At 57.4% G+C, this 14,699-nt stretch carries 9 protein-coding genes; 2 read left to right on the top strand and 7 right to left on the bottom strand.

The features are described 5' to 3' along the window. Positions 1 to 4,647 carry an RHS repeat-associated core domain-containing protein gene (locus tag BTE28158_RS08785; RefSeq protein WP_151048535.1) on the top strand — a complete coding sequence of 1,549 codons (4,647 nt, stop codon included), beginning with the start codon at positions 1 to 3 and terminating at the stop codon, positions 4,645 to 4,647. 264 nt (positions 4,648 to 4,911) lie between these two features. Here BTE28158_RS08785 and BTE28158_RS08780 read toward each other — a convergent pair whose 3' ends face one another. The 3 genes from BTE28158_RS08780 to BTE28158_RS08770 form a co-directional block, all read right to left on the bottom strand. Beyond that, a complete protein-coding gene (locus tag BTE28158_RS08780) occupies positions 4,912 to 5,508 on the bottom strand; it encodes a plasmid pRiA4b ORF-3 family protein (RefSeq protein WP_151048534.1) in 597 nt (198 codons plus the stop codon). 211 nt (positions 5,509 to 5,719) lie between these two features. Further along, the gene (locus tag BTE28158_RS08775) at positions 5,720 to 7,615 is read right to left on the bottom strand and encodes a UvrD-helicase domain-containing protein (RefSeq protein ID WP_151048533.1); all 1,896 of its coding nucleotides are present in this window, start codon (positions 7,613 to 7,615) and stop codon (positions 5,720 to 5,722) included. After that, positions 7,612 to 9,969 (bottom strand): AAA family ATPase, encoded by a 2,358-nt coding sequence (locus tag BTE28158_RS08770; protein WP_151048532.1) that lies wholly within the window; start codon positions 9,967 to 9,969, stop codon positions 7,612 to 7,614. The genes BTE28158_RS08775 and BTE28158_RS08770 overlap by 4 nt, the downstream gene beginning before the upstream one ends. Positions 9,970 to 11,275: 1,306 nt before the next feature. Here BTE28158_RS08770 and BTE28158_RS08765 point away from each other — a divergent pair. Beyond that, the gene (locus BTE28158_RS08765) at positions 11,276 to 11,758 is read left to right on the top strand and encodes a cupredoxin domain-containing protein (protein ID WP_151048531.1); all 483 of its coding nucleotides are present in this window, start codon (positions 11,276 to 11,278) and stop codon (positions 11,756 to 11,758) included. A gap of 314 nt (positions 11,759 to 12,072) precedes the next feature. Here the strand turns inward: BTE28158_RS08765 and BTE28158_RS08760 are convergent, their stop codons facing one another. From BTE28158_RS08760 to BTE28158_RS08745, 4 genes are all read right to left on the bottom strand, one after another. Beyond that, positions 12,073 to 12,447, bottom strand: a complete 375-nt coding sequence (locus tag BTE28158_RS08760; protein ID WP_059602343.1) for a SpoIIAA family protein — start codon at positions 12,445 to 12,447, stop codon at positions 12,073 to 12,075. 261 nt (positions 12,448 to 12,708) lie between these two features. Then, positions 12,709 to 12,984 (bottom strand): hypothetical protein, encoded by a 276-nt coding sequence (locus tag BTE28158_RS08755; protein ID WP_059602287.1) that lies wholly within the window; start codon positions 12,982 to 12,984, stop codon positions 12,709 to 12,711. A gap of 84 nt (positions 12,985 to 13,068) precedes the next feature. Then, positions 13,069 to 13,755: a cupredoxin domain-containing protein gene (locus tag BTE28158_RS08750; RefSeq protein WP_151048530.1), complete on the bottom strand. Its 687-nt coding sequence runs from the start codon at positions 13,753 to 13,755 to the stop codon at positions 13,069 to 13,071. A 151-nt stretch (positions 13,756 to 13,906) separates the two neighbouring features. Further along, a complete protein-coding gene (locus BTE28158_RS08745; RefSeq protein ID WP_151048529.1) occupies positions 13,907 to 14,596 on the bottom strand; it encodes a CBS domain-containing protein in 690 nt (229 codons plus the stop codon). Between the last annotated feature and the right edge of the window lie 103 nt (positions 14,597 to 14,699).

The following is a 14,699-nucleotide window of genomic DNA, read 5'->3' as shown; positions in this document are numbered from 1 at the left end:
GTGGCACTTCCAGCCGTCAAGCATCTCGATCCCGTTGTTGGCGTGGACGTTCATTCGGTACTGGTCACGCCCGGTACACCACCCGTGTTCCTGCCGCATCCTCATGTCGGGTTCATGCTCGATAAGCGCGAGTACATCCAGGCCGCAAAGGCCGTGGTCGGCTGCATTGCAATGATGATCGTGCAGGAGAAGGTGACCGAATACATCGAAGATCATCCCGAAGATGTGACGAAGCTCGAACATCTCGCCGACGAAGCGACTCAGCAGGTCAATGAACTGATGGGCGGAGGCAAGCTACCTGATTTCAAGAATGACCCCACTGTCGCGGAGGGGACGAGGCTGGCGAAAGAGGCCAACAAGATCAAGAACCGCATCAGTGACGATCTTGGCTCTAACGTCGGCTCGGGCGGTAGCAGCGGCAGGCCGATTTTTGTGAACGGGATGATGCGCGCCACGGCAGGGACGCATGCATATCACGTTCCAGGGTTGCATTTTCCGCTCGGGGAATCGTTTGCGCCGCCTGACAAAGTTGAGCCGTCGAACGACGGGGAATCGTTCATGGGCAGCAAGACGGTGCTCGCCAACAACGATCCGATGTCTTACATGGCGCTTGAGGCGTTGAGTTGCTGGTCGGTCGGAATGGAGCCGCCTCCGCACAACAGCGCGCATACCGATCGGACTTATCCGTCAATGCCCAGTTCGGTGATGTTGCCGATTCCGACCGGGCGGCCGGTGTTGGTGGGTGGGCCGCCGATCATGAACATGGCTGCGGCGGCGAAGGGGTTGTTCAAGGCGTTTCGGGGGTCGAAGTGGGCGAAGTCGCTGGCGGATAAGCTGAATCTGAAGTCGGGGTTCTTGCGGTGCAACGTGTTGAAGGCGGAGCCGGTGGACGTGACCACGGGCGAGGTGGTTGTGCAGCAGAACGACTTCACCGTGTCCGGCCGTTTGCCGCTCGTGTGGGACCGATATTACGCGAGTCACAATCGCCATGCAGGCGCTGTCGGCTTTGGTTGGCAGACACCGGCCGATATTCGGCTCGAACTGATGCGGAACCAAGACGGGATCGGTGCGGCTGTTTTTTTCCCGGATCATGCGACCGCTTTCAACGCGGTGCCGTTGGACGATGGCTGGACGTCGCGCACGTATGACTGGCAGCATGGGCATGCGTTGTATGACGACGACGGGCGGATGGTGCTGCGCACGCGTGAGGGAATCGAATACGGATTCGTGCTGCCCCCCCGTTGGCGAGAGGCTGCTTCTGCGCTCGATGCCGATTCGCGGCTCACGCTGCTGCTCGACCGCATGGCCGATCTCAATGGCAATGCATGGAAATTCGAGCGTGACGCGTATGGTGGACTCGCGCGTCTCGTCGAATGGAAGCGCAATCGGCGGACCGAGCGCGTGGTCGAATGCGGTACGGGCCGCGGGCTGAACGCTGGGTTGTTAACGTCGCTAACGCTGATCGATGCGCGCGAAAACGCACATCCGCTCGTGAGCTACGAGCATGATCGCGAGCGCAATCTGGCAGCCGCGATTGACGCGATGGCATATCCGCACCATTTCGAGTATGCAGTTGGGCATCGGATGGTGAGGCACACGAGCGCGCGGGGCGTGTCGTTTTACTACAGCTACCAGCAGGGCGACGACGGCGTGTGGCGTGTCGATCGTGCGTGGGGTGACAACGGCCTATTCGACTATCGCTTCGCCTACGATCGCGAGCGGATGGAAACACGCGCCACCGATTCGCTTGGGCATACGACGATCACGCAGATGAACGAGCGCGGGATGCCGGTGGCGGAAACCGACCCGTTGGGTGGTGTGACTGCATACCGATATGATTCACACTCGCGCACGAGTGCGCAGGTCGATGCTGCTGGCCGCACGACCTCGTGGGACTACGACCGGTACGGCAACGTCGTCGCGCGGACGCTGCCCGACGGCAGTGTGATCCGCACGGAATACGATGTACATCAACATCCCGTCTGCGTGACGTTGCCCGGCGGCCGGCAGTGGCGGTACGAATGGGACGCTCGCGGCAACTTGCTGGCGCAGACTGAGCCGTCTGGCACGACGTCGCGCTACGCATACGATGCATACGGCCAGCCCGTCGAACATTTGGGGCCGCGCGGTGCGCTCACTCGGTTCGACTATGACCGCGACGGCTATCCCGCCGCGCGGACGGATGCATTAGGTTATCGCACGCAGTTCGGGCACGACGCGACCGGGAACCTTGTCGAGGTGGTCGACCCGCTCGGACAACACAGTCACTACGAGTACGACCGCAACGGCAACTTGACGCGTGCGATCGAACCGGGCGGGCGCGAGCTTCATTTCGTTTACGACGCCGACGGGAACCTGGTGCGGTATCGCGACCCCGCGAGCCAAGTGACACAGATGGAGTATTCAGCGCTCGGGCAGTTGAGCCGGCGGCTCGCGCCGGACGGCAGCACCGTCGAATACTGGTACGACACCGAGGAGCAACTGGTCGGCGTCGTCAACGAGCGCCGCGAACTGTACCAACTGAAACGCAATGCGTTGGGGCGGATCGTCGAGGAGGTCGATTACTGGGGGCAGGCGCGTCGCTACGAGTATGGTGCGGCGGGCGAATTGCTACGCAGCATCGATCCACTGGGGCAGACGATCGACTACGAAACGGATGCGCTGGGCCGTATCGTGCAAAAGCGGGTGCCTGACCCGCGGCAACCTGATGGAGTCCGCACCGAAACCTTCTCGTACGATCGCAGTGGCAACTTGATCGTCGCCGCGAATCCGGACAGCCGGGTGGAACTGGAGTATGACGCGGCCGGTCGTGTCGTTGAGGAAAGGCAAGGCGACCACTTCGTAATCGCCAACACGTACGACTCGGCGGGCAATCGGATTGAACGCCAGACCCGGCTCCAGGCCGGTGGCGAATTCATCAATGCGCATACGGTTCGCTACGACTACGACGCGCTCGATGCGGTCAGATCGATCCAAGTCGACGAGGCTGCGCCGATCACATTTGAGCGTAATGCGCTCGGGCAGATTTGCGTCGAGCACCTTGGGGCCGAGCTTCGGCACGAGCTATCGTACACATCTGATGGGTTACTGGCCACGCAGGCGCTGTTTTCTGGCACAGGCGCCCTGTTCACCAGCGAATACGCGTATGACGCCAATGGGGAAATGCTCGAGAAGCGCGACTCCCGCCTGGGCATCGAGCGCTATCAATACGATCCGATGGGCAGGCTGATCGGACACAGCGATCCGGTCGGGAAACTGCATCGGTTCCTGTATGACCCGGTTGGCGATCAGTTGAAGACATCGATTCGTAAGGCCCGCCAGCCCAATGTATTTGGCGAGGATACGAAGGCCGATACGTGGATCCGGGAAGGCGAGCATGACGGCTGCTATTGCGCATTCGACCGCATCGGCAATCTGGTGCGCAGGCAGGATCGGCAACAGGACCTGATGCTGCGCTGGGATGGTGACGGGTTGCTGATCGAGTCGTTGACCGTGCGTCAGGCGGAGTCCGTGGGGGATACAAGCGGCACGTTGAGCATCTGCACACGCTATGCGTACGATGTGTTCCATCGGCGCACGAAGAAGACCACGCGGATTCAGCACGATCCCGGCATCCGGACGGGGGCTGCGTCCGATCGGACGGCGCTGTCCCAAACCAGCTATTTCTTCTGGGAGGGGGATGCGCTGGTGGGTGAGCTCACGCAGGGAGATCAGGAAGCCGGCAGGCTACTGTCGGACGCGTTTTCCGTCGCAAACACGGTGCCGGAGGACGCTCTCGTCCGAGTGGACGGCTTGAACGACGTCCGCCCGGGGGCGGGCGGCCAATGCGGCGAGGCATGGGAGTGGGTCCACTATCCAGACAGCTTTCGGCCGCTGGCAAGGGTTAGTTCGGCGTCTCGGTCAAACGATATTTCTTTCTTCGAAACCGGGGTTAACGGTGCGCCGGTTCGGACGATCGATGTGACGGGTATCGTTGTCTGGGAAGCCGCATATTCGGCCTGGGGACTAGCAAATCAACGAGGCACGAGGACACACGATCAACCTTTTCGGTTGCAGGGGCAGTATTTTGATCAGGAAAGCGGTTTGCACTACAACCGCTACCGGTATTACGATCCGCACGCCGGCAGATTTGCGAGTTGCGATCCCATCCGCTTGGCCGGTGGCACCGGCTTGTACAACTATGCCAAAAGTTCGATCACCTGGATCGACCCCTTGGGACTACATGCCAGCGGTGGGGACATTATTGTGCGCGGAAGTGCCGGTCAGATTATTTCCGTCTCTGGGACGATCGATCCCTCGCACCTTCGTCGCGGCGTGGGTACGGGCACAAATGCGACGTCTCGAGCTTGGGCGCGCAGTCTTGGGCGCCTGACCGACGACGCGGGCCACACACGAGGATGCCGGTTGGGGGGCAGCGGCGGCAAAGACTATGTGTGGGCCCAAGACCCGGGTATCAATCGTGGCCGCTTCCGCGTTTTCGAAGGAGAGATAGCCAAAGAAATCACCTTCAGCCGACGGGCCTTGGATTTCGAACAGACTCACTTATTCGGCAACTCCGCAACGAGACCGGATTACGTCAGATACACGTACACGAAAACGCGCCCCGGATTGATCGTCGCTGTGACTAGAGTTTTTCAGAATCCCTAGGCTAGTCCCTGGAGGTGTAGAGCAATTCAATTCTGTCACTCCAGAATCTCCATAAACACAGTTTACATAACGTGAATTATCGACATGCCTGGTACATTTGGAGGTGTTGCGTTCTGAGCCGCGGATCGGCTACTTCAGCGCAACACTGGGCTCCGTAGATGGTACCTACCGGCTTTTGTGCCAAAACTTCTTGCCGGCATATGGCTGTCATGATGCCCAGACGGCTCCGCCTGCAAGCTGATGGGAGTGTTGACGCAATGTGTGTTACCGGTTGCCCCAGCGGTTGGAAGCCATGCGTAACAGAGCTGCATTGGCGGCACGCAAATCGAACAATTCTGCGTCGAAGCCGGGGCCGATCCAGTTTCGGTAACGTTCCGCCTTTTCACTGTTGGGGTCGTTCGAGAGCGTATTCAGGAACGCTTCATAGCCCGTTGGGCCGCCCACGTCCTCAGGCGGACAAGCACGAGCGCCGTCAATGACCTGGGCCTCGCCCCACGGTTCGCTCTCGACCGTTTCCATCTTCTCAACGACGACGGCGTGATTCCAGCCGTCTCCGAAGTCGTATCGGTACACGAAGCGCGAACCTGGCTTCACGACTGTCTGCAGACGAACCTTCCGGTCATCGGCAGTCGTGTCCGGATCGGCGAAGTCCGCCACGTCATCAACCTCGAACATGGCGTAGGTCATGCCGTCGATCAGGAAGTCGTGCAGATGGGTGTCCTCCCATCCGAAAGCTGCCTGCAGAATGTGATGCAGCTTGCGCAGAGATTCGGTTCCTTCGACTTCAATCTGACGCCAGATCGGCGGATCGATATGCTGAAGCGTCACATTGAGGGTGAGACGCTGGAACGATTTTGGCATTTGATCTCCGGAGAACGGGAATCTGAACTATTATCACCCTAGGTTGATTCCTCGGGATCTATTTGGAAGTGCAAATCGAAAATCGCTTCCGGTCAGCTTGATATGCGAAATCGACTAATTCGTTAGATTCTCTTATGTAAAGTCACATCGGTCATCAGCTCGATGTCCAATCTGGTTCGCAAGTTTTCTTGGTCGCCATCTCTCTTTCCGGCTATACAGGATTGTTCGACCGCGCAAGACGATCAACCACAACTAGCTCGGAGATGATCTCTCCTGGAGCAAACCAACCTTCGTTCAAAACAAAGGATTTGACACGTTCGGTTGACGCGGAATAAGCAACCAGCGCAAGACTCTCTTTTGCACGGCTTGCCGTCACATAGAACAGGCGCTTGGTCGCCTCTACTGTCCGATCTCCCAAAGGCTTTCCACCAAATAGATCGTCGTATTTAAACATGAAGCCACGTGCTTCTGAGTCGTCCATGATGACCATTACACGATCAAATTCCAATCCCTTTACACCTTGATGGGTGTCAAAACGAGCCTTACCCGCTAGATATTCCGCCATCGGTTCAATTTGAGAAAACGGTGTCGACAAAAAAGTTTGGATGGCGATGTCGCGCTCAGTCTGACGATCCTCTTGTTCATCCTCGTCGGACGAATCGGCGGCTGCCCGTTCAATTGCTCCAGACGCATGCGCCTGGAGCGCATCAGGGATCTCAAACAGATTGGTCTTTGCAACATGCTGTAAGACGGCGAGCAACGAAGGATCCTCAGTGCCGCGCCAGAGTTCGAGCAGGCCTCCGATGGCCTTGCTAACGTCTTGAAGCAGCGCCCTATTGTCCTTCGACTGCCGCAAGGATGCGGGACTCAGGAGCGGGGAGTCGGCTTTGACGATACGGGCGATGGCGAACTGGTCATCTGCGCGCTTGGCGCGGATGAGAGGAAGGACTTGTTCCGAGAAAAAACGGAAGACCGGAAGCGTACCGTCAAGAAAGCTAGTTCGCCAGCTCTCGTAGTCATATAGCGCAGAAAACGCGTCGAGAAACCCGAGTCGAGATGCGGCCATGCGATGCTCGAGAGTGAGAGTCTTCACTGCCCTCGGTTGGTTCCATTGTTCGTCACCGGTGATGACGGCCATGTGCTCGGCAATGACACGCTCAGCCGTGGGTTTGTCGGCCATGCTACTCGGAAGAACGAAGAGCCTGACGTGTCCCTCGGGTGTGGCGGACGGTGTGATCTGTTGCTGCCCATCAGCGCGGATCTTGTTAATCAAGGTCACAATACGCTTAGGGCACCGGTAGTTTAAGGCTTTCGTCGGCTCAGACCAGTTGTCTGGCAGCCCCTGCCCGAGTCCCTCCTTCCCGTCTGAATAGATGCGTTGCATCGTGTCACCGATCAGCCCGAGCAGAAATCGCTCGTTCAATTTGGATTGAACGACGAAGAGTGCGTCGACGAGAAGTCGATGGGTGTCTTGGCTCTCGTCGATGAGCAGAATTGGATAGCGGCCAGCAAGAATGCTTTGCATGGCTGGCTTGGCGCTCAGGAAATGGGCCGTCAACTTCAAGACCTCCGCATGATTGAGCGCGTCGCGCCCGCGGTTGTCTCCCGTTGGACTATATGTGAACGACTTGATGTAAGGTAGGTCCTGCAGTCGCCGTGTCTTCGACTCGATCTTGCTGAGGCGGCTCGCAGATGCTTTTGTTCCCTTGCGCCCTTTTGCTTCGTCAGCTTTAAGCTGCACGATATCCTCTGCGAGATCCACTCGCAACCATTCACGAATATCGTGATTTAACCCTTCGATGAGAGACCATGCGAAGCTATGGATAGTTCGGACGTCAATCAAGGAGTCGAACAGTAGTCGTCTCTTAATCTCGTCGCTTGCGGCATTGGTAAAAGTGATGACGGCGACACGTTGCCCCTTGACGCGGAGCCTGTCTGCCGAGGTGTTCTGAATGTGCTGAAGTGCCCTGACAAGCGACCGCGTTTTACCAGATCCCGCACCTGCAAACAGGAAAAAACTCTTCGGAGCATCGAGATTTAGGCAAGCTGCAATCTCAATGTCGACGTGCGCATCGTTCGGTTCTGCTGTTTGGATGGCGGTTGTCATACGGCCACCGGATCAGTTACGGGCCCTTTCGGCGTAGGCTTTACCAGCATCGAGATGGTGGATGACTCTTTGCCGAGGACATCATCCTCCTTTCGTTTTAACTGCGCGGCGAGCCATAGCAGCCCTTTTCTAATATATGCAGGGACCGCCATCGTGTCGATTTCTTTACTATAAAGAAGCTCCATTGCAAATTCAGCCTTGCCCCCTTTTCCGAGGTCAACAGCGAATTTTTTGGCAAGGTCAGCAGCATCGGTTGCGTCATCGATCGACTTTCGAAGGCGGCCCATCAACCCAGTGCCATCCATTTCCTTAAAAGTCTCAAGATTCTCATAGACTAGGGCGTCCTCGAAGGTGTTTGCGAGCAACTCCACCGTATCTGCTGTCTTAAACTTAGCGCTTATTGGTTGTTGATATGCGACGCGAACACCGTAACCACTACTGTCCCAAAGCGCAAGATCTGCCTCTTCTGTGTCGAGCAAAGCGTCCAGCGACTCGATCTTTGGCACCCAGCTTTTCAGCGTCTCATTGCGGGCTTTAAGACTTGCTCCACGAGTAGGCGGGACCGAACTACCGGCAGCATTCTTGGCATCGATATCTGTGATGATCAGCGTGTTCAGGCCGAGATGCTCAATCAGGGACTTCAATCGATGAGCGTGGCTGCCACCAATCTCGAGCCATGTCACGTAACAGCGTCGGATGAACTCATACTCGCTCTTGGAGCGGACGAAGTGTGGAACGAGAATGCGCTCAGCTGGTCCCTCGACAAGAATTGCACCATCTGCGAAAAAGAGATCGCAGTGCGTCGCCTTTAAGTATCGCTTGACGAATCGGGCAGTGCCATCCTCGGTACCAAACGTCTCTGACAAATTTACCACGCACGAGACCGGCACGGACCCATCCTCGGCTTTCACCGGGAGCCGTCTGAAATACCGTAACGATGTGAATTCGGCTTCGTGGGCAAGATGACTGGAGTGCGTGCTGACCACTAGTTGAGTGCACAGATCCTTTGAGGCTTTGAGGCTTTCGTGTTTGCGAAGAACCTCATAGGCTTGTCTGATAAAAACCTGTTGTACCTGCGCGTGAAGATGAGCTTCCGGCTCCTCGATCAGGACGAGATGAAGCGGTGGAATCAATTCATCACCATCCCCGGTCATTTTCCCTGCCTTGCCAACGCGCATCCATTTGTCACGAAAACTCATCAGCGCAAAGATTATCGAGACGAGGTTCTGATAGCCGAGTCCGTTCGAATCCTCCGGAAGTTGGTGAGTATGGCCGGCACCAGCGCTTTGATGCGTAGGCACGACGTACTGAACAGCGGACGCGTGATTTAAGCCGTCTACGGGTTTGATGTTGGCGGTGATTGTGAGCTTCGGGTCAGCCACTCCGGGATAGCCGATCTGCTCTAGTTCCTGGAGTGCGTCGGCAAAACAGACTTCCAAGCGTTTTCCAAAAGCTGATTGTGCTCCGTGGAGAGCTTGCAAGGCCTCTAGGTCCTTTGGCTCAGGTTGGTCGAAGGGATCTAGATGCTGGGTGTAGTAATGACGAAGTTGACTGGACAGTTTTTTTCCGCCGCGCGAAGCGCCTTCCTCGTAACTGCCCTCGCTTCGTGTCGTTGCCGGCGCAAATCCAAACCCACGCTGCGCACTAATCTCATCGATGCGAATAATCGTTTTGAGAGGATCCCCTTCCACTGGCTCGCTTTCTGCAGGAAGTGCTTGCGGCGCAGCGATGCCGCCCTTCGGGAGGACAAGCTTGGCCGGATCGAGTAGGTACGCTCGTACTTCGAACATCGAGCGAAGCTTCACGGACAGGAAGTCCATCAGTGATCTGGGCCAGAGAGCGAAGCCATTCGCTCCTTGAGAAACAGCTTTCGGCGGTTCTTCAGCGGCCGCATTGGCACGCATGACCGCTTCCGCGGCGAGTTTCGCATTCAGATATGCAGCCTTGAAGGCCTGATCGTCCTTGGGTTCGTAGCGCAGACGTACGCCGATTAGGGCGCCAGCCCAGTCAAGTGTCGGAAGGATCTTTTGAACATAGTGGAGTTCCCCCACTTGAACATCGAGCCAAACATCAAGGTGCGGGAGCACTGTATTCCAGTCGAATGGCGGATCTACCTCGTCAGCCTTCTGGGCCTCCCATTGTTGCCCAAGCGCATCGAGTTTGGCCCAATTTGACAGTGTGAAATCGTTGATCGAGAAATCCGTACGTCCTACGAGAAAATGGCGAAGCGCGACCATTGCGGACGTCTTTCCGCTGTTGTTGGCACCGACGAAAACCGTCGTCTTCTCTGCAAGGTCGATCCTAACCTTCTGCAACTTGCGGAAGTTACCGATTTCGACGAGTTTGATCTGCATGCTGCCCCCGTAGTTTTATTGTCCCCACCGGGGACTGATTCTCATTCGCTCTCGAAGTCACCGGACCGGATCGACGCGTAGTCGCTTCGCTCTGACCGTATCCGCTATACCGATGATCTTTGTCGCCAATGATGGCTGCCCTTCCACGCAAACGCAACTCGACCGCCCGTAGCCGTCCGGCTTCTTCGGAAAAGTCCGCATTGACCGCCTGAACGAGCGTCGGAGGCATGCGCGCCCAGGCCTCGGGCCCACCAGACCTGGGCATGCTAGCTATCACGATGCGCTAGCACGTCGGCAAGGTCTGACGCCCTTCTGCTACCGGGCCCTCACCACACCCGCGACCACCGTAGAGGACTCTGCGCGTCGGTCGACTTGTTCCAAGTACAAAGCACAGCACCGTTTTCGATTCGATTAGTTTTGGTGAAAAATCATGCTATTGTGATAAGATAAATTATTTTCCCAGCGCTGCGATAATTTCCGGGAATGACGGGATTGGGGCTCTCATCTTTCCGGCTGCACACCGATCGCGCTAAGTCTAGAGTCGTCCGAAACGCCCTGCATTGATGCAGGAGTCAGTCGGCCGCCCAAGCAGTTCAAATCGGTGCGCAACGCCGCTGCAACGCCCCTACCCTAGTCCCCCCAGGTTCGTGCGTGCTGATTGCGCTTTCTGCCTACAAGGTGTGTGAGCATTCGATACCCGCCGTCCTGGCCCGCCAACTCATTCCTCCGATTCTCAAGAGTTCGCCTTAGATCGCCACACTTCACCGGCATGCATTTCGGCGTCGATGTTAACCATTTCGAGTTAATTCGTTATCCGAATTTAACGATGAAATGCGTAAGGAAGATGTGAGTATGGCACGAGAACGTATAGATTTGCTGCGATAGCTTGAGCACGGGGAGTGCTGCATCGATCGTCCACACCGAGGGATGGTAGACGCGGCAGATTGCGCTTCGGCTCAGGATGGTTGGAGCCTTGCCCCTTGCCACTTTCGTTTGCCCCGGTTCAAACCCGGGTCTTTTCTTGGTCAAGTCGCGATTGTGCACGCCGCGCATCATCGCAACACGACGGTACAAGCGTTTCCCGTGGGTACAGAGCACCGACAACGACTTATGCTCACCATCGCGATACGACGACCACAGATTCGGAAACCCCAGACTGGTACCGGGAGTACTTAATCTGGAACGCCCCCGCGTCCCGATCAGCCGGCGCTTGGGCATCGTTGACTCATGTCAACCGCGACCGGTCGCGTGGGCATAGATTCAATTTCAACGGGAGATCCCTATTCCCGGGAAAGGAGACCACATTATGAATACGTTCCGGAAGTCCATCGCTTCGGCGATCATGGGCACGGCGCTCGCAATTGCCATCGTGCCTGTTCTGGCTCATGCCGCCGGCCCGAGCGCTCACATCACGGTCTACGTTCTGCGCGGCGAGCAAGCGCCGAAGGGGCCCGATGGGCACGGACACGACATGATCGTGCCGGCCAATGTCGTGCTCAAGGCGGGCCAGCCGGTCGATCTCACCATCGTCAATTATGACGAAGGTGCCCATACGATCACGGCCGAAAAAATGAACTTGAACGTCATGATCGCCCCAGGCCATGAGCATGCGGATCAAACGGTGACGCCAGTGACCACGCACTATTCGTTCACACCGGCTAAAAAGGGAATTTTCAGGTGGCATTGCCTGACTCCCTGCGATAAGGGAGGCCACTACTGGGCGATGTCAAAAGGCGACGGTGGCGACGACCAGGTTGGCTACATGGCGGGCTACTTCATCGTGATGTAAGTTCCAAACGCTGCGGCCATCACGCTGGCGCGGAGCCGACGATGGCTGCGCGCCAGAGCCGAAATGCGGGCAATCGTGGCGAATCTGATCGACTAGTTGGAATCGGGTACCTCATTCGCCCAGCGCGCGCTCTTGCCCCGATTTGACGTCGGGGGTACTTGGAGACTTGCCTATCGATGCTCATCGATCACCCGAGTTCTTCTCGTCAATTCAACTCTGACCAAGAGCACCGTGTGAGGCACGCGGCATTTTCGGCCCCTCATCCGAAGTCACCTGTCGGCGATATAAGCCGGCTTCATCGAACGGATATGACATCAGGTGGATTTGCTTTCGATTATCCACGCTCGTGCCGCCACGCTGTCGCCACTCGCAAATACCCGCACTTCCCCCGGGATCACGAATCGAAACGCCGCCAAAGCAAATCGAACCCATTCAACGTCCGTCACGACAGCAATGCGTTCCCATTGTGTGATGTGCTGAACGCCAAGCTTGAAGTCTTCCCAGGCTGCGCCAGGATCCATGCCTGAGAAATCAGAGCCCAGCTCGTAATAACAGCGCACCTTCCTGTGAGCGGCCAGGATCTCCGTCATTTTGGGGATCAGAATGTCCTCATAGTCCTTCCTGGTCACCTGTCCCTTGGCCACAAAGCCGACGACACCCGGTGGCATCTCATTGAGAATCTCGATCATCTCAACTCCTTTTTCAGGCCCGCTCAGGTCAGCCGACAAGTTTGCCCTCGCTGCGGCCGGCACGATCGTTATACACCGGGGTATGTGCGAGCGCCACACAAAGCCGGAGCGTCCGACGACGGTCGGCGCCCCGCCCTCACGGAACGATCGCCGCCGGTACCGGCACAAGGCCGACGAACAGTTCGTGACACCCTGCCAGACACCAAGCTGATCGCGGCCGCGTAAGATCAACCGTTCAGTTCCCCGAGGACATCAGGCACCTCAAGGATGCGCGATCGAATCGCCAAACGCTTCGTCGCGCTCTGCCTCATCGGACAGCAGGAACTCACGTCTCGCATCTTCAATCACGCGGCGGACATAGGCGTCGTGACCCGGCTGTCCGACTGTCTCCATATCCCAGTTGCGTTCTTCGGCGTCCGTGGGGTGAGGCTTTGGCAGCGGGATGGATACCTGCATCGGATCGTTCCCGCTGCCGTCACGGACGCGCTTGGACACCTCGTCCCGGATTTGTTCGGCGGTGAGCAGAGTCTTTGCCATTTCTTCCTCCCGTTCTCATCGGTAGTGCTGAAGCGTCGCTACCGGGTAAGCTTCAATCGGCGGATGTATGTCTATCCCCAGCGCTCAACGCACGATAAACTTTCCGAACATGCCTTCCTCGGCGTGCTGCGGCGTCGGGCAGACATACCAGTATGTGCCGACTTCATCTGCGACAAACGTTGTCGACAGCTTTGCGTAAGTAGCCTGCTTCAGAGTCTTCTTGCTGCGCCACGGCAGTAGCGGCATGATCCGGGCGAGCCCCGGTCCGGTTGCCATCATCGCCATGTACGGATAGGGCGGCGGCTCCGGCGTCAGGATCAAGCCATGTTCCATGTTAGCTCCGAAATCCATGTTCACCAGATTGAGGTGAACCACTGCCTTAGCTGGCACGATCAGCGTGGGATTCGTCAAGCCGCGAACTTCGAACGTCTGGTCATCATGTCCCGGTTGAACGGCGATCATGTCGATCGTGACGTCCGGTGCATCGAAAGTGACTGTGTTCGTTTTGATATCGACCCTGCCTTGACGATCGCCGTCGCGGATGAAGGCCTGAACCTGGTCGTATGTCATTGACTCGCGCCCCCAACCACCGCCGCCCGGGCCGTTGGAGAAACCGCCCATCATGCCAGGTCCCATGCCGTAGCCACCCATCATGCCCCACGCGTCTGAGTTACCCGAATAGCGCTGCGCCGACACTGGCATGGTGACGCCGAGCAACGTCATCGCCGCGGCCACGGCGAACACACGAATTCTAAAATTACGGGACATCATGTCCTCCTTCCACGCAGGGACTGGTTCCGCGCGTAGGAACCCCAATGCTTCCGGTCGGCGTGCCGCTTCTTGTACTCGCTTGCATCGATGTCGCGGCATGCATAACGCTCGTCCAGAATGTCCAGCGCCGTGCCGTCACGGACATGACGTTCTACACGCCTGAATGCGATACACCCGTGTGATCTTCAACACCCTTGACACCCGGAATACCCTCGGCCGCGACGCGCATCGCTTGCACCTCGTTCGGTGCCCATGCGTAGTAACCCCAAAGATGCACAATCCCGTTCTTGACGATCACGTTTCGACCGGGAAAGCTCCATTTATGACCTGCGATTTCGGCCAACAGCATGCCTCGAATCTCGCGGTCACTTAGGACCTGCTGCAGGTTGGGCGTTGATGGCGAAATTGCGAGCGCCTGAACGAGATTGGCCCGGCTTACGATCCCGACAACCTCATTGCCGCGGACGACGGGGACGCGCCTGACGTGTGCCTTCTCAAGAAGGTGAGCCAGCTCGTCGATGGGCGTCATCTCCTCGACGGTCACGACGTGCTTCGTCATGACGTCCTTCACGAGATGTGCGTGCGTTTTCACATAATCCGCAGCGTCGTCGCGGCGGGCTGTCAGCAAATCCAGCCACCAGGCGCGATGCGGCCTGTCGGTGTCGATCTCGACGCGCCGCACCAGATCCGACTCGCTGATCATCCCGATCAGACGTCCATTCTCGTCGATCACGGGCGCTCCGCTTATGCCGTGCTCGACGAGCAGCGCTGCTGTTTGCTGTACGGTCATATCCGGCTTTACGGAAATCACTGCGGGTGTCATGACATCTATTGCGTGCATTGTCAGCCTCCTCGAATCTACTTCAGGCAAGCGCCCTGGACGGCGCTTCCTGCATATCCGATATCGAGGTTAGGTAACCTGCGCATCGGTTCGTTGATATGAG

The organism is Burkholderia diffusa, from assembly GCF_902499115.1.
Lineage (GTDB): Bacteria > Pseudomonadota > Gammaproteobacteria > Burkholderiales > Burkholderiaceae > Burkholderia > Burkholderia diffusa.
This window is presented reverse-complemented; position numbering and strand designations above follow the sequence as displayed.